The 14,899-nt window shown below is 74.7% G+C and carries 14 protein-coding genes; 5 read left to right on the top strand and 9 right to left on the bottom strand.

What is annotated here, in order from left to right:
- Positions 1–4: 4 nt before the first annotated feature.
- On the top strand, positions 5–1,684 hold the full coding sequence (locus ABZ249_RS22265; RefSeq protein WP_355266057.1) for an ABC transporter ATP-binding protein: 1,680 nt from the start codon (positions 5–7) through the stop codon (positions 1,682–1,684).
- Positions 1,685–1,757: 73 nt separating this feature from the next.
- On the opposite strand, the gene ABZ249_RS22260 is transcribed toward ABZ249_RS22265, so the two are convergent.
- The 3 genes from ABZ249_RS22260 to ABZ249_RS22250 form a co-directional block, all read right to left on the bottom strand.
- Positions 1,758–2,789: a tetratricopeptide repeat protein gene (locus ABZ249_RS22260; RefSeq protein WP_355266345.1), complete on the bottom strand. Its 1,032-nt coding sequence runs from the start codon at positions 2,787–2,789 to the stop codon at positions 1,758–1,760.
- A 257-nt stretch (positions 2,790–3,046) separates the two neighbouring features.
- Positions 3,047–4,297 carry an HRDC domain-containing protein gene (locus tag ABZ249_RS22255; protein WP_355266342.1) on the bottom strand — a complete coding sequence of 417 codons (1,251 nt, stop codon included), beginning with the start codon at positions 4,295–4,297 and terminating at the stop codon, positions 3,047–3,049.
- Between the two features lie 95 nt (positions 4,298–4,392).
- Positions 4,393–4,968, bottom strand: a complete 576-nt coding sequence (locus tag ABZ249_RS22250) for a DUF3000 domain-containing protein (protein ID WP_355266054.1) — start codon at positions 4,966–4,968, stop codon at positions 4,393–4,395.
- A gap of 265 nt (positions 4,969–5,233) precedes the next feature.
- Between ABZ249_RS22250 and hemE the strand changes: the two genes are divergently transcribed.
- The gene (hemE, locus tag ABZ249_RS22245; protein WP_220565680.1) at positions 5,234–6,259 is read left to right on the top strand and encodes a uroporphyrinogen decarboxylase; all 1,026 of its coding nucleotides are present in this window, start codon (positions 5,234–5,236) and stop codon (positions 6,257–6,259) included.
- A 150-nt stretch (positions 6,260–6,409) separates the two neighbouring features.
- Here hemE and ABZ249_RS22240 read toward each other — a convergent pair whose 3' ends face one another.
- Positions 6,410–7,561, bottom strand: a complete 1,152-nt coding sequence (locus tag ABZ249_RS22240) for a DUF4349 domain-containing protein (protein ID WP_355266051.1) — start codon at positions 7,559–7,561, stop codon at positions 6,410–6,412.
- Positions 7,562–7,871: 310 nt separating this feature from the next.
- On the opposite strand from ABZ249_RS22240, the gene hemG reads away from it, so the two are divergent.
- Positions 7,872–9,329, top strand: a complete 1,458-nt coding sequence (gene hemG, locus ABZ249_RS22235; RefSeq protein WP_355266048.1) for a protoporphyrinogen oxidase — start codon at positions 7,872–7,874, stop codon at positions 9,327–9,329.
- Positions 9,326–10,036, top strand: coding sequence for a hydrogen peroxide-dependent heme synthase (hemQ, locus tag ABZ249_RS22230; protein WP_220560233.1), 711 nt, complete (start codon positions 9,326–9,328; stop codon positions 10,034–10,036). The genes hemG and hemQ overlap by 4 nt, the downstream gene beginning before the upstream one ends.
- 222 nt (positions 10,037–10,258) lie before the next feature.
- On the opposite strand, the gene pssA is transcribed toward hemQ, so the two are convergent.
- The 3 genes from pssA to msrB form a co-directional block, all read right to left on the bottom strand.
- On the bottom strand, positions 10,259–11,080 hold the full coding sequence (pssA, locus tag ABZ249_RS22225) for a CDP-diacylglycerol--serine O-phosphatidyltransferase (RefSeq protein ID WP_255646452.1): 822 nt from the start codon (positions 11,078–11,080) through the stop codon (positions 10,259–10,261).
- Positions 11,067–11,735 carry a phosphatidylserine decarboxylase gene (locus ABZ249_RS22220; protein ID WP_220560234.1) on the bottom strand — a complete coding sequence of 223 codons (669 nt, stop codon included), beginning with the start codon at positions 11,733–11,735 and terminating at the stop codon, positions 11,067–11,069. The genes pssA and ABZ249_RS22220 overlap by 14 nt, the downstream gene beginning before the upstream one ends.
- Positions 11,736–11,903: 168 nt before the next feature.
- Positions 11,904–12,341, bottom strand: coding sequence for a peptide-methionine (R)-S-oxide reductase MsrB (gene msrB, locus ABZ249_RS22215; protein WP_355266043.1), 438 nt, complete (start codon positions 12,339–12,341; stop codon positions 11,904–11,906).
- A gap of 242 nt (positions 12,342–12,583) precedes the next feature.
- On the opposite strand from msrB, the gene ABZ249_RS22210 reads away from it, so the two are divergent.
- Positions 12,584–12,964: a hypothetical protein gene (locus ABZ249_RS22210; protein WP_355266040.1), complete on the top strand. Its 381-nt coding sequence runs from the start codon at positions 12,584–12,586 to the stop codon at positions 12,962–12,964.
- A 52-nt stretch (positions 12,965–13,016) separates the two neighbouring features.
- On the opposite strand, the gene ABZ249_RS22205 is transcribed toward ABZ249_RS22210, so the two are convergent.
- Both ABZ249_RS22205 and ABZ249_RS22200 read right to left on the bottom strand, forming a co-directional pair.
- Positions 13,017–13,781, bottom strand: a complete 765-nt coding sequence (locus tag ABZ249_RS22205; RefSeq protein WP_355266037.1) for a GntR family transcriptional regulator — start codon at positions 13,779–13,781, stop codon at positions 13,017–13,019.
- A gap of 163 nt (positions 13,782–13,944) precedes the next feature.
- The gene (locus ABZ249_RS22200; RefSeq protein ID WP_355266034.1) at positions 13,945–14,724 is read right to left on the bottom strand and encodes a dihydrofolate reductase family protein; all 780 of its coding nucleotides are present in this window, start codon (positions 14,722–14,724) and stop codon (positions 13,945–13,947) included.
- Between the last annotated feature and the right edge of the window lie 175 nt (positions 14,725–14,899).

Raw genomic sequence — 14,899 nt, 5'->3', positions numbered from 1 at the left:
GCTGGTGGGCGGCTCGCTGACCCTGGCGGGCGGCGCGGTCGGCCTGGCCCAGCCGCTGGCGGCCCGGTACGTCATCGACGCGCTGGGCGCGGGCGGGCCGCTGCTGGCGCCGGTGCTGCTGCTGGCCGCCGCGGTGGTGGTCGGGGCCCTGATCGGAGCCCTGGGCTCCTTCCTGCTGGAGCGCACCGGCCAGGGCGTCGTGCTGGACGTGCGCCGCGGCCTGGCGGGCTCCCTGGTCCGGCTGCGGGTCGCCGAGGTCGACCGGCTCACCCCGGGCGACCTGGTGGCCCGGCTGACCGCCGACACCACCCTGCTGCGCACCGTCACCACCAGCGGCCTCACCGACCTGGTCACCGGCGCGGTGCTGCTGGTGGGCGGCATCGCCGTCATGGCGGTCCTGGACCCCGTCCTGCTCCTGGTCACCCTGGGCATGATCCTCGTGGTCGGCGTGCTCATGGCCCTGGTCCTGCCGCGCATCGGCCGGGCCACCCAGGAGGCCCAGGCCGCGCTGGGCGCGATGGGCGGCCGCCTGGAGCGGGTGTTCGGGGCCTTCCGCACGGTCAAGGCGTCCTCCGCCGAGGACACCGAGCTCGCCCGCCTGGACGAGGCCGCGGTGGACTCCTGGCGCAAGGGGGTCGCGGTCGCGGGCTGGAGCGCGCTGTCGGGCACCTTCACCGGACTGGCCGTCAACGTCGCCTTCCTGGTGGTGCTGGCGCTGGGCGGCGGCCGGGTGGCGGCGGGCGCCCTGGAGGTCTCCACCCTCATCGCGTTCCTGCTGCTGCTCTTCTACCTGATGCAGCCGATCGGGATGCTGGTCACCTCGCTCACCGACCTCCAGGCCGGGCTGGCCGCGGTCCGGCGCATCGACGAGGTCGCCGGGCTCGACCGGGAGGACACCGGCGGCGGCGCGGCGGGGGCGCCCGAGGTTCCCGGGGAGCCCGCCTCGGTGGTGTTCGAGGACGTCGTCTTCCGCTACCGGCCCGAGCTGCCACCGGTGCACCACGGCGTGTCCTTCGCCGCCTCCGGGGCCGGGCTCACCGCCCTGGTCGGCCCCTCCGGCGCGGGCAAGACCACCGTCTTCTCCCTCATCGAGCGGTTCTACGACGCCACCTCGGGACGCGTCCTGCTCGACGGGACCGACGTCCGCGACCTCCCGCTGCGCGACCTGCGCGCCCGGATCGGGTACGTGGAGCAGGACGCGCCGGTGCTGGAGGGCACCCTGCGGGAGAACCTGGTCCTGGCCGCCCCGGACGCCACCGGCGCGGACCTGGCCGAGGCCGTGGCCCGGGCCCGCCTCACCGACCTGGTCTCCCGGCTGCCCGGCGGACTGGACGGCGTCATCGGGCACCGCGGGGTGACCCTCTCCGGCGGCGAGCGCCAGCGGGTGGCCATCGCCCGCGCGCTGCTGCGCCGGCCCCGCCTGCTGCTCATGGACGAGGCCACCTCGCAGCTGGACGCCGCCAACGAGGGGGCGCTCAAGGAGGTGATGATGGACGCCGCCCGCACCACCAACGTCATCGTGGTCGCCCACCGGCTCTCCACCGTCACCGGGGCCGACCGCATCGTCGTCATGGACGCCGGCCGGGTCCGGGCGGTGGGCACCCACGCCGAACTCCTGGAGGGCGACGACCTGTACCGCGACCTGGCCGCCGGACAGCTGCTGGCCCCCGCCCAGGGGAACTGACACGCAGGCCCCGCGCCCGGCGGGAGGCCGGGCACGGGGCCGTGGATGGCGTGGGGGCCGCGGCGGGCCGGGCTCAGAACAGGGCGTCGGCCTCGCGGTGGCGGCCCGCGGCGCTGTAGGCGCCCGCCAGGTCGCGGCGCAGCCGCAGCGTCAGCCGGCGCACCTCCGGGTCGCCGGAGGAGTTGAGCGCCACCCGGTAGGCGTCGCGCAGCGTCTCCACCGCCTCGTCGGTGCGCCCCGCCTGGGTGTAGGCGCGGCCCAGCCGGTGGTGCACGGTCAGGGTGTCCAGGTGGCCCTTGCCCATCCGGCGGCGCCGCCCGGCCAGGACCATCCGCAGCTGGCGGACGGCCTCGTCGTGGCGGCCCGCCATGTTCTGCGCGGCGCTCAGCCCCAGCCGCAGGTCCTCGCTGCGCTCCGCGTCCTGCACGTCCGCCAGCGCCCGCTCGTAGTGCGCCATCGCGGCGTCCAGCCGCCCGCTGCGCCGGTAGCACACGGCCAGCCGGCTGCGCGCCTCCACGGTGTCCTCGTCGCTGGGCCCGAACGCGCTCTCCCGGTCCCGCAGCAGCACCTCCCACTGGGCGGCCGCGTCGGCGGGGCGGCCGGCGTCCTCGAACGCCCAGGCCAGGTTCTCCCGGATGATCTCGGTGCGCGGGTGCTCGGTGCCGAAGACCGCGACGGCCTCGTCCAGGGCCAGCTCGAACTGCTGCACGGCGGCCTGGCGGCGGCCCATCTGCGCGTACTTGGTCGCCAGGTTGTTGCGGGCGGTGATGGTGTCGGGGTGCTCGGTGCCCAGGCGCTCCACCAGGGACCGCAGGGTGCGCTCCAGCGAGGCGGCGCGCATCCCGGCGGTGGGGGCGGGCTGTGCGGAGGACCCGGACCCGCCCGGGCCGGCGGCCGGGGACCCGGCGCCGGGTGCTTCGCGGGAGGGGTCGGTGATCACAGCGGTCGGGGCGGTGATCCGTGAGGGGAGGGCGTCGGAGGCCTCCACACCCCGGACGTCCGCCCGCACCGGGGTGGCGTCGGAGGGGACACCTCCGTCGACGGAGCGCACCCGGTCGGTACGCGTACGTCCGGTTCCACCGAACAGCGAACGCCAGAACGACAGCGGACTCACCTCTTTTCCCTGACCGCATCCTCGTGCACGCGCGCACCGGGCCGGACCGCCGGTGCTCCTCGCGCGGTGTGCCCCCACACCGTCGCAACGTTCCCTCTCCACCGTCAAGAGGTCACAGCGCCCTGAAATTCCAAGGCACAGTTCCATAACTTAAACGGACACGAGGCCATGGAACAGGCGGTCCGGGCCCCCTATGTGCGGTGACTTCGGCCACACCGGGGTTGAGGACGCGGAAGAGGGGTAAAGGTTCACCCTTCTTCGGCTGTTCTCAGAGCGGTCGCGAGGGGTTCCGAGGTAAGTCCGATCTGCCACTCCCGGGCTCCGCGCTCGCGCAGGAACGCCCCCACCGAGTCGGGGTCCACGGTCGTCGGCGGCGCCCACGCCAGCCGCCGCACGGTGTCCGGCAGCAGCAGGTTCTCGGTCGGCATCACGACGTCCTCGGCGATGCCCGTGACCGTCGCCCGCGCCGCCTCCAGCCGCCGTGCGGCCTCGGGGGCGCGGTCGGCCCACCGGTTGACCGGGGGCGGCCCGTCACCGGGGGCGTTGGGCCGGGGCAGGTCCGCCTGGGCCATCTCCCGGGCCCGGTCGATCGCCTTCATCCACGTCCCCGGGTACCGGCGCGCCAGTTTGATCCCGAACTGGCGGATGCGGTTCAGCTCCGTGGAGTTCTTGGGCATCGTGGACGCGGCCTCCACGATCGCCGCGTCCGGCAGCACCCGGCCGGGGGAGATGTCGCGCTCCTGCGCGATCCGGTCCCGCTCGTACCACAGCTCCCGCACCGCGGCCAGGGACCGCTGGTTGCGCACCCGGTGGATGCCCGAGGTCCGGCGCCAGGGGTCGGCGCGCGGCTCCTTGGGCGGCGCGGCCAGCACGGACGCGAACTCCTCGCGCGCCCACTCCAGCTTCCCGGCCTCCTCCAGCTCCGTCTCCAGCGCGTCGCGCAGCTCGATGAGGATCTCGACGTCCAGCGCCGCGTACCGCAGCCAGTCCTCCGGCAGAGGGCGCTGCGACCAGTCCACGGCGGAGTGCTCCTTGGCCAGGCGCACGTGCAGCATGCGCTCCACCATGAAGCCCAGGCCCACCCGCTGGTACCCGAGCAGGCGGCCGGCCAGCTCGGTGTCGAACAGCCGCCGCGGGCGCAGGTTGACCTCGCTCAGGCACGGCAGGTCCTGGTGTGCGGCGTGCAGCACCACCTCGGCGTCGCCGACGACCTCGTCCAGACCGCTCAGGTCGGGGCAGGCGATCGGGTCGATCAGCGCCGACCCCGAACCCTCCCGGCGCAGCTGGACCAGGTAGGCGCGCTGTCCGTAGCGGTAGCCCGAGGCCCGCTCGGCGTCGACCGCGACCGGGCCGCTGCCGGCGGCGACGGCTGCGACGACTCCGGCCAGGGCGTCGGCGTCGGAGGTGACCTCCGGCAGACCTTCGCGTGGTTCCCGTAGCAGAGGCGCCATCTCGGCGTCGTCGTCACCTGGTTCACGGGGTTCTGTCTTCGAGTTCAACGCGTTCGCCACACCACTACGGTATGCGCTGCCGACACCGCGCGCGGATCCGGACCTGACCTCTCGGAGCCCGCGAACCCCCGCGGGGGGAGGGCTCAGGGCCGCGCACGCTGCCGGGCGATGTCCGCGACGTCGGCCGGCGGCAGCCCGGCGGCCGACGCCAGCAGGGTCTGCCAGGCCGCCGTGTGCGCGGTCAGGTCGTCGGCCTCGGGGGTCCAGGAGGCGCGCATCTCCACCTCCGTGGTGGACCCCTCGCCCGCCTTGGTCCCGAAGCCCTCGGTGGTGGCACGGGTGACCGTGCCGCTCAGCGTGTGGTGGGAGGCCCCGCACGAGGCCAGGGCGTCGGTCAGCCAGCTCCAGGCGACCGGGCCCAGCAGCGGATCGGTGGCGATGTCCGACTCCAGCTCGGAGTTGACCTGGCAGACGACCCGGAACGGGCCGGGCCACTCCCGGGTCCCCTCGGGGTCGTACAGGACGATCAGGCGCCCCCAGGCGATCTCCTCGCCGTGCACGGTGACCTGCGCCGACACGGCGGCGGCATGGGGGGCCAGCCGTCCCGGGGCGGGGATCTCCCGGACGGTGATCTCTGACCGGAGGGAGGGGCCGTTCAGGGCCTCGACCGCTCGCCGGAACGTGTCGCCGGCGTCCGCGGCGCTACCGACATCGGGCATGGTGGAAAAGTCAGCCTTCATTGAGTGTGATCGCGTGCTGGCGGGGTGTCGCCCGACAGGGGGCGGTTCCCCCCGGCGCAGGAGGGTGGGCACGCCAACGACCGTGGCACGACTCGCCGCCCCCGGGACGCAGATACCCCGGCGTGTCGGGGTTTTGTGATGATCTTGGGACCGGGCACCGCCCCCGGGGCGCTGCGCACGGTCACCGTTCGGGGCGATCCGCGTGAGAGCACCGGCCGGGGCATGGCACGATCGAAGGGTGACGCTGCAAGATTCTCCTTTCCTTCGCGCCTGCCGGCGCCTGCCCGTGGACCACACCCCGGTGTGGTTCATGCGCCAGGCCGGGCGCTCCCTGCCCGAGTACCGACGGGTCCGCGCCGACGTGCCGATGCTGGAGGCGTGCGCCCGCCCCGACATGATCACCGAGATCACGATGCAGCCGGTCCGCCGGTACGACGTCGACGCCGCCATCTTCTTCAGCGACATCGTCGTCCCGCTCAAGGCGATCGGCATCGACCTCGACATCAAGGCCGGTGTGGGCCCGGTGGTGGCCGACCCGATCCGCGACGCGGACGGGGTCAAGCGGCTGCGCGACATCGAGCCCGGCGACCTGCCCTACGTGACCGAGGCCGTGGGCATGCTCACCGGCGAGCTCGGCGACAAGCCGCTCATCGGCTTCGCCGGAGCCCCGTTCACGCTGGCCTCCTACCTCATCGAGGGCGGGCCCTCCAAGAACCACGAGCACACCAAGGCGCTCATGTACGGCGAGCCGGAGCTGTGGGACGAGCTCATGCGCCGCCTGTCGGCCATCACGCTCGGCTTCCTGCGCACCCAGATCGACGCGGGCGCCAGCGCGGTCCAGCTGTTCGACTCCTGGGTGGGCGCGCTCAGCGCCGAGGACTACCGCGCCTCGGTGCTGCCCTACACGTCCTGGATCTTCGGCCAGCTCAGCGAGTACGAGGTGCCGCGCATCCACTTCGGCGTGGGTACCGGAGAGCTGCTGGGCCTGCTCAGCGAGGCCGGCGCCGACGTCGTGGGCGTCGACTGGCGGGTGCCGCTGGACAAGGCCGTGCAGCGCGTCCAGCCGGGCACGGCGCTCCAGGGCAACCTGGACCCGGCGACCCTGTTCGCCCCGTGGGAGGTCGTCGCCGAGCGCACCCGCGACATCCTGTCCCGCGGACGCACCGCCGACGGCCACATCTTCAACCTCGGCCACGGGGTCCTGCCGGAGACCGACCCGGACATGCTCCAGCGCCTCACGGAGTTCGTCCACGAGGAGACCTCCGCCTGATCCGCGGACGCGGCGCGGCCGGACCGCGCTCCCGCGCCCGTCGACGGCGCCCGGCCCACCCGGCCGGGCGCCGTCCCCCTTCCGCGGCACCGCCGACACGGCCGGGCCCCGGGACCGCCACCGGTCCCGGGGCCCGTTCATCGGCGGAGGTCACCGGTCCTTGGGGTCCTCTTCCGACCCATCGGTCTCGTCGGATCCGGCTGTCCCAGTGGCCTCGGGGCCCTCGATGCGACCGGCGGCCTCGCCGGTCCCAGTGGCCTCGGTGCCATCAGCGGGCCCGGTGGTCCCGGCGCCACCAGTGGGCTCGCCGGTGCCCGAGGCCTCGTCGGTCTCGTCGGGCGCGGTGTCCTCGGCGGCCTCGCCGGTTCCAGCGGCCTCGGCGGGCGCGGGGGTCCCAGCGGCGGCGGTTCCGGGCGCGGGCGGCGTGGGAGCGCCCGGAGCACCGGCGCGGACGGGGACGCGCGGGGCCTGCGCGGCGGAGCGGCGGCGACGGCGCAGCCACCAGACCAGGGCGGTGACCGGCACGGCCAGCACCACGGCGAAGGGCAGCAGCCAGCCCAGGGCGACGGCGAGGCCCTCGAACACCGAGACCAGCGCCCGCCAGCCGCGCTCCAGACCGCCCAGGAAGCCGATGCTGTCCTCCGACGGCTCCTCGATGTAGGTCTGCGGCGGCACCAGCGTGAGATTGACCGTCGAGAGCGTCGTCTGGTCCTCCAGGGTCTTCAGGCGCGCCTGGAAGGCCTCCAGCTCGGCCTGGCGGTCCTGGATCTCCCGCTCGACCCGCAGCAGCTCGTCGACGTCGTCGGCCTCCTGCAGGTACCCGCGCAGGGTCTCCAGGGCGGTCTCGGCCGACTCGATGCGGCTCTCGACGTCGGCCACCTCGCCGGTGACGTCCTCCACCGACCGGTTGAGGTCGGAACGGTCGCCCAGCCCGGCCAGGTCCTCCAGCGCGCCCTCGTAGCCCTCGTTGGGGATCCGCAGGGTCAGGTACGCCTCGGGCGTCCCGCCGGTGGGGGTGGACAGCGACTCGGAGGCGACGTGGCCGCCCGACGCGGCGGCCAGCTCCTTGGCCTCCTGGGCCGCCTCGGCCACGTCGTCCACACGGACCGTGAGGTCGGCGATGTGGATGAGGCTGCGGTCGGCCACCTCCGCCTCGGCGTCGACGACCGACGACCCGCCGCCCTCCTCGGCGGCCTCTTCCTGCGACCGGTCCGCCTCGGCGGCGAAGTCCTGCGGGGCGGCGGCCTCGGGCGCCGCCTCGGTGCCCGCGGACCCCCCGCCCGCGTCGTAGGAGGCGGTCATGGGTGACGCACAGGAGGTCACCAGGAGGGCAGCCAAGCCCGTGGACAGCAAGACCCCGGCGGCACGCCGCGCCGGGGAAGAACCCGAAGTAGCCATGCACCTTGGACGTGGCACCCGTCACCGGCGTTTCGGCCTGCTGGTAACGACCGGGCAACGGTCCGAATCGGGCGGAAGGACTCTGCCGACACGGGACGTTCCCCGCGGCTCCCGCGCCCCGCGTCCGCGATCCTGGAGGGGGAGGGCCGCGGTGCGCCGGACGTCACGGGGACGGCGGGACGCTGTGACCCACGGCATCTGGGAAGCTGGGAGTATGCCTGAAGCACCGCACGTCGTCGTGGTCGGGGGCGGGATCTCCGGACTCACCGCCGCGCACCGCCTGGCCGGGCTCGGCGCCTCCGTCACCGTGGTCGAGGCCGCCGACGCGCCCGGGGGCAAGCTGCGCGCCTCGCCGGTGGCGGGCGTGTCCGTCGACGCGGGGGCCGAATCCGTCCTGGCCCGCCGCCCCGAGGCGCTCGCCCTCATCGAGGAGCTGGGCCTGGGCGACCGCCTGGTCCACCCCGGGCCGGGGGCGGCCGCCGTCTACAGCCGCGGCCGCGTCCGCCCGCTGCCCAAGGGCCAGCTCATGGGCGTGCCCGGGGACCTGCGGGCGCTGGCCCGCAGCGGCGTGCTCTCCCCGTGGGGGACCGCCCGCGCCGCCCTGGACCTGGTGCGCCCGCGCACGCCGGTGCGCGGTGACCTCCCGGTCGCCTCCTACGTGGGCGTGCGCATGGGGCACGAGGTCGTCGAGCGCCTGGTGGAGCCGCTGCTGGGCGGCGTCTACGCGGGCCGCGCCGACGAGCTCTCGCTGGAGGCCGCCCTGCCGCAGATCGCGCCGATGGCCCGCGAGGGCGGCTCGCTGGTCCGCGGCGTCCGGGCCGCCACCGGGGCCCGCGGCCCCTCCGGCGGCCCGGTGTTCGCCTCCCTGCGCGGCGGTATCGCCGGGCTCGCCGGCGCGCTGGCCGAACGCCACGGCGGGGACGTGCGCACCGGCACCCGCGTCCGCTCCCTGGAGCGCCTCCCCGAGGGCTGGCGCGTCCACCTCGACACCGGCGACCGGATCGGGGCCGCGGGAGTCCTGCTCGCCTGCCCCGCCCCGGAGGCGGCCCGGCTGCTCGCCGACCACGTTCCCGAGGCCGCCCGCGAGCTGCGCGCCGTCGAGTACGCGAGCATGGCCCTGGTCACCCTCGCCCTGCCCGCCTCGGCGTTCCCCGCCCCGCTCACCGGCACCGGCTTCCTCGTCCCGGCGGGGGAGGGAGGGCTCACCGTCAAGGCGGCCACCTTCTCCTCCAACAAGTGGCCCTGGATCGCCGAGGAGCTGGCCGCGGCGGGCGAGGACCTGGTCGTGGTGCGCTGCTCCATCGGCCGGTTCGGCGAGTCCGGGGTGCTCGACCGCTCCGACGAGGAGCTCACCGCGGCCGCCCTGGCCGACCTCTCCCGCGTCACCGGCCTGGCGGGGCGCCCGGTCCAGGCCCGGGTGACCCGCTGGGACGGCGGCCTGCCCCAGTACGCGGTCGGGCACACCGCCCGCGTCACCCGCATCCGCGACGCCCTGGCCCGCCACGGCGGGCCGGCCGTGTGCGGTGCGGCCTACGGCGGCGTGGGCATCCCCGCCTGCATCGCCGACGCGGACCGCCAGGCCCGGGACCTGGCCGCCGCCCTCCAGACCGACAGCCGTAACAGCCGCGGCGACGGAGCCGACGGCACCGAACAGCAAGGAGTCAACCCGTGACGGGCCAGCACAGCGGAGCCATCGCCGAGGACGGCGTCGACCTCAACTCCCTCATCCGCTACACCATGTGGTCGGTGTTCAAGGTCGGGAGCCTGGAGGGCGTCGACCGCGCCGCGGCGGCGGAAGAACTGCAGGGCCTGCTCGACAAGGCGGCCGAGCAGGGGGTCACCACCCGCGGCGGCTACGACGTGCAGGGCTTCCGCGCCGACGCCGACATCATGTTCTGGTGGGTGGCCGACACCCACGAACGGCTCCAGGACGTCTACAGCGCGTTCCGCCGCACCGCGGTCGGCCGCGCCGCCACCCCGGTGTGGTCGGTGGTGGGCCTGCACCGCCCGGCCGAGTTCAACCGCGGCCACGTGCCCGCGTTCCTGGCCGGCGAGGAGCCCCGCGACAACATCTGCGTGTACCCCTTCGTCCGCTCCTACGAGTGGTACCTGCTCGCCGACGAGGAGCGCCGGGCGATGCTCGCCGAGCACGGCCGCATGGCCGCCCCCTACCCGGACGTGCGCGCCAACACCGTGTCCACGTTCGGGCTGAGCGACTACGAGTGGCTGCTGGCCTTCGAGGCCGACGAGCTGCACCGCATCGTCGACCTCATGCGCCACCTGCGCGGCGCCAAGGCCCGCCTGCACACCCGCGAGGAGATCCCCTTCTACACGGGCCGCCGCAAGAGCGTGGCCCAGCTGGTGGAGTCCCTGGCCTAGGGCGCGGTCGACGGGTCGGTCCGGGGTGCGGCCGCGCGGCCGCCCCTCTCCGCGCCGCCTGCGCGCGGACGGCCGACCCCGACCCGCGCTCGTCGCCTCGCGGGAGAGCGCCCCGCGGCCGATCCCGGCCGTCGGCGCGGGCGCCGGACACGCCCCAGGGGCCCGGTACAACGAAGGGCGCCCCGGCGGATGACCGCCGGGGCGCCCTTCGTGTACGCGCTCCTACTCCTCGACCGGCTCGGCCGGGGCGGGGACCGGCTCGGCGGCCGCGCGCCGGGTGGCCAGGACGTGGAAGGGGACGGTGACGATGAACAGCAGGACCAGGGCGCTCACCAGGTACACCAGCCACTGCCCGGCGGGCAGGCCCATGCCCCAGGACACCACCAGCGCCACGCCCGCGCCGAGCATGCCCAGCACCATGTACGCCTTGCGGCCGCGCGGCTTGGGGTACTCGATGCGGCTCACCATCAGCCAGGAGATGAACAGCACCGCGACCGCGGCGATCGTCGGGGGCGGGTCCAGCAGCACGACCGTCACCACCGCCATCGCCCCGAACGGGCAGGGCAGGCCGGTGAAGTAGCCGGTGCCCGGCGTCTGGAGGGAGAACCGGGCCAGCCGCACGATCACCGCCAGCAGCACCGCGCCGCCGGCCGCCAGCGACAGCGCCCCGCCGCCGCCCTGGGTGCCCCAGACGACGAACAGGAACGCCGGGGTGAACCCGAAGCTGATGACGTCGGCCAGGTTGTCCAGCTCGGCGCCCATGCCGCTGCCGCCCAGCTTGCGGGCCACCCGCCCGTCGAGCAGGTCCAGCGCGGCCGCCACCAGCATCAGCCCCACGACCGTGGCCATGGCGCTGCGCGGCAGCGGCCCGCCGGCCCCGGCGGCCAGGTGCGTCGACAGCGCGGCGACCAGCGCGCACACGGCCAGGAACCCGCACAGGGCGTTGCCCAGGGTCAGGTAGTCGGCCAGGGCCAGCCGGATGCGGGAGGTGTCGGGGGCGGAGGAGGCGAGGGAGCCGGGGAGCGGGCCGTCAGTCGGCGTCAAGGCGGGTTTCCCCGGCGCGGACGCGTTGGCCGACCTCCACCGCCGGGGTGATCCCGGCCGGAAGATGGACGTCGACGCGCGACCCGAACCGGATGAGCCCGATCCTCTCGCCTTGCTCGACCTTCTGCCCCGCAGCGAGATACGGGATGATACGCCGGACCATCGCGCCGGCGATTTGAACGACCGTGATCTCACCGATCTCGGTTTCAAGGGTCCAGATGACGCGTTCATTACGCTCGCTGTCCTTGTCGAATGCGGGGCGGAAGCCCCCCGGGCGGTGTTCGACACGGGTCACCACGCCGGCGAGGGGGGCACGGTTCACGTGCACGTTCAGGGGGTTCATGAACACCGCGACCCGGGTCCGGCCGTCGGGACGGACGTCGATGCTCTGGACGACGCCGTCGGCCGCGGACAGCACACGCCCGGTCGCCGGACCCCGCTCGGGGTCGCGGAAGAACCACGCCATCCCGGCGGCGAGGGCCACCACCGGCACGGCCAGGGCCGTGCGGGCCCGGGAGCCGCGGGCCGCCAGAGCGGCGACGCCGGCGGCGCCGAGCGCGGGGACCAGCCAGGGGGCCGATCCCTGGGCCATGCCCAGGCGCGGACGGGCCGCGGGCCGGTGAGAGACGGATGTGGAAGGTGAGTCGTCGGTCATCGAGCGCTTTCGTCGCGGGTGATTCTGCTCCGGGGGCGGCGGGGGACCGTCCCGCCGGAACGCTGCATGCGATTATCCCTGATCCGCCGAGGGCGGTGATCGGGTGAACACCGGGCCGCCCTCGGGCGACCCGCAGGCGTACGCCCGGAACCAGGATGCTACGCCAACCTACTCCGTAGGCTCCAGGGTCAGGGCCACGGAATTGATGCAGTACCGGTCATCGGTCGGGGTGGCGTATCCCTCACCGTGGAACACGTGTCCCAGGTGCGAGTCGCAGGTGGCGCACCGGACCTCGGTCCGGACCATGCCCAGCGAGCGGTCCTCGACCAGGGTGACGGCGTCGGAGTCGGCCGGGTCGAAGAAGCTCGGCCACCCGCAGTGCGAGTCGAACTTCTCGGTGGACCGGAACAGCTCGCTCCCGCAGCCGCGGCAGCGGTAGACGCCCTCGGTCTTCGTTTCCACGTACTCCCCGGTCCAGGGCCGTTCGGTGGCCCCCAGGCGCAGGACCGCGTACGCCTGCTCGTCCAGCCGCTCGCGCCACTCCCGGTCGGTCTTCGGGATGTCTCCGGTCCCGCCCTGCGGGGCCCTGTCCGCTGTATCAGCCATGTCTTCGACGTTATCCGGAATCGGACACCGGTGTCTCCCCGCGCCGTCGGGGCGCCGCTTTCGGTAAATCGTCCTTAGCCACGACATACCTCTAACTTCACCAACGGTCGCGTTCGGTGTCCGTCCGTGAGGGTAGGGCATGGAGCAGGGTTCAGTGGTCGAAGCGCAACAAGGCAGGTGACATGGCCGCTACAGCGCAACAGTCACTCACAGTGAACAAACGACCGCGGCGCGTCGGATGGATGCGGTACGGACTGTGGTGGTTCGAACAGGCCGCCGCGGGCGCGCGCGGCGGGATCCGCTCCCTGGCCAGGGGAGCGGGCAAGGAGATGCGGCGGGCCGCCGGGCTCACCGCGGGGGCCCTCCCGGCCGGCCTGGAGAAGGCGGAGGCGGAGCCCTGGGACGACCGGAGGCTCTTCGTCGGGCTGACGGCGTTCTCCGTCGTCGCCCTCGCACTCGCCCTGCTGCTGGGGTTCGGGGTCGCCGAGTGGATGCGGACGGAGGCGGGCGCGCTGCCCATCGTCGGGGTGGGTGCGCTGGCGGTCGGGGTGGTCCTGGCCTGCCTGGCCTACGTGGTGTTCGCCTCCCGGCAGCGCCGTTCCCGGGCCGGGGAGAGGGAGTGAACACCCCGGTGGGGCGCCTCCGGGAGCGCCCCACCGCCGGGGTGGGGGCCGGTCAGGCCTCGAAGTCGTACTGCAAGACGTAGGCCGAGCCGTCCATCGTGATCGCGTTGAACTCCACGGGGCGGTGCTCCGCGGTCAGCGCGGTGCGCGCCACCTCCAGCACCGGTGTCCCCGGCGCCAGGGTCAGGGCGCCGGTCTCCTCGGGGGTGGGCATGCGGACCCGGATCTCCTCGGTGAAGCGCGCCGGGGCCAGCCCCCGTTCGGCCAGCCGCGCGTAGATTCCGCCGGGCCCGGTGTCGTGTTCGCGGAACCGGGGCTCGTCTCCCACCGCCGCCAGCGGCAGGTGCGAGACCGCGGTCTGCACGGGGCGGCCGTCCACGAGGTAGCGCCGCGAGCGCACCAGGACCGGCTCGCCCTCGGCCAGCCCCAGGACCCGGGCCACGTGGTCGCGGGCGGCGGCCTCCTCCACCCGCAGGCGGTCCACCTCGTAGCCGCGGTCGTCGCTGTCGGTCTGCCAGATGGCCCGTCCGTTGCCCCACAGCTCCCGGGCCAGGCGCCGGGCCCCGTGTCTTCGCACCGGGCGGAACAGGCGGACGTAGACGCCCGAGCCGCGCACGGCCACGGCCAGGCCCTCGTTGATGAGCACGGAGAGCGCTTGGCGCGCGGTCGCCCGCGCCACGCCGTGGCGCTCCATGAGGACGTTCTCTCCGGGGAGGCGGTCGCCGTCGGCGAACCGCCCGGAGCGGATCTGCTCGCGTAGTTCCTCGGCTATCTCCCTGTAGACCGGTGGAGGGGGTCCGTTTTCGGACGTCGGCACCACGTTCTTCCTCTCGGCCGGGGGCCAGGCCCGGTCAGCCCCGCTGATGCGTTGTGACCACTGGGTGGCACATCTCGGGTATGTCCGGTTGCGGGAAGGTTCATGCGTGATTGAGTGGTGGCCGAAACCGACCGGTTATGGTCAGCGACCGCGGCCTGCGCCGTCAGCGCACGTAGCGCGCGAACAGGGCGTCGTCGGCGGTCAGCAGGTGCGCCATCCGCACGGGCGTGCTCTGCACGGAGAGGAACTCGGGGGCCCCGGGGGTGCCCGGCCCCCCGGCCACGATGCGCGGCGCGCCGGCGCCCAGCAGGTGCGGACTCACCGTCAGGCACAGCTCGTCCAGCAGCCCGGAGGCCGTGAACTCCGCCAGCAGGTGCGGGCCCCCCTCGGTCAGGACGCGGTACAGGCCCCGGCCCGCCAGCGCGTTGACGATGTGCACCGGGGTGACCGACTCCCCGTCGACGACCTCCAGGTCGGCGTGGCGGGCCACGTGCGCGCGGCGCCCGGCGGGGGCCGAGGCGACGGTGAAGACGATGGTGCGCGCGTGCGGGGGCGCGTCGGTGAGCAGGCGGTCGGGCAGGTCCAGGGTCCGCGAGACGACGGCGACGGCCGGGGTCGCCGGGCGCCCGGCGCGCAGCGGGGCCCAGGAGGCCCGGTCCTTGACGGGGCCGTAGTCCTCCACCCGGGCGGTCCGCGCGCCCACCAGCACCACGTCGCACAGCCCGCGCAGGACGCCCATCACCCGGCGGTCGGCGGACGAGGACAGGTCGCGGCTGTGCCCGGAGGGGCCGATGGCCCCGCCGTCCACACTGGCCACCATGTTGGCCCGCACCCACGGCCGGTCCAGGCCGACCGGGTGGGCGTAGGCGGCGGCCAGGTCCACCTCCCCGCCGGGGGAGGGGAGGAGTTCGCGGAACACCGGGTGCGCATCGTTGCCGACCATGGTGCACCAGCGTAGGGCCTGTACGGGGCGGGGCCGCTCCGCGCGGGGCCCGTGTCGCCGGGCGGGGCGCCATCGGGCCCGGGAACGGCGACGGCGGCCCGCCGGGCGCTCAGCGCCCGGCGACCGGGTTCGTCTTCAGGAGCGTGGCGGCCCCGGCCGCGGCGAGCAGCATGAG

It is taken from the genome of Nocardiopsis sp. NPDC006139, from assembly GCF_040614155.1.
In the GTDB taxonomy this organism is placed as follows: Bacteria; Actinomycetota; Actinomycetes; order Streptosporangiales; family Streptosporangiaceae; genus Nocardiopsis; species Nocardiopsis changdeensis.
The sequence above is the reverse complement of the archived record's forward strand: the minus strand, read 5'-3'. Positions and strand labels throughout refer to the sequence as shown.

What these genes read in the sequence shown, in the direction of transcription:
- ABZ249_RS22250 (WP_355266054.1), bottom strand. Translation starts at nt 4,968, where the DNA reads ATGCCCGATGTCGGTAGCGCCGCGGACGCCGGCGACACGTTCCGGCGA.
- ABZ249_RS22240 (WP_355266051.1), bottom strand. Translation starts at nt 7,561, where the DNA reads ATGACCGCCTCCTACGACGCGGGCGGGGGGTCCGCGGGCACCGAGGCG.
- hemG (WP_355266048.1), top strand. Translation starts at nt 7,872, where the DNA reads ATGCCTGAAGCACCGCACGTCGTCGTGGTCGGGGGCGGGATCTCCGGA.
- ABZ249_RS22220 (WP_220560234.1), bottom strand. Translation starts at nt 11,735, where the DNA reads ATGACCGACGACTCACCTTCCACATCCGTCTCTCACCGGCCCGCGGCC.
- msrB (WP_355266043.1), bottom strand. Translation starts at nt 12,341, where the DNA reads ATGGCTGATACAGCGGACAGGGCCCCGCAGGGCGGGACCGGAGACATC.
- ABZ249_RS22210 (WP_355266040.1), top strand. Translation starts at nt 12,584, where the DNA reads ATGCGGTACGGACTGTGGTGGTTCGAACAGGCCGCCGCGGGCGCGCGC.
- ABZ249_RS22200 (WP_355266034.1), bottom strand. Translation starts at nt 14,724, where the DNA reads ATGGTCGGCAACGATGCGCACCCGGTGTTCCGCGAACTCCTCCCCTCC.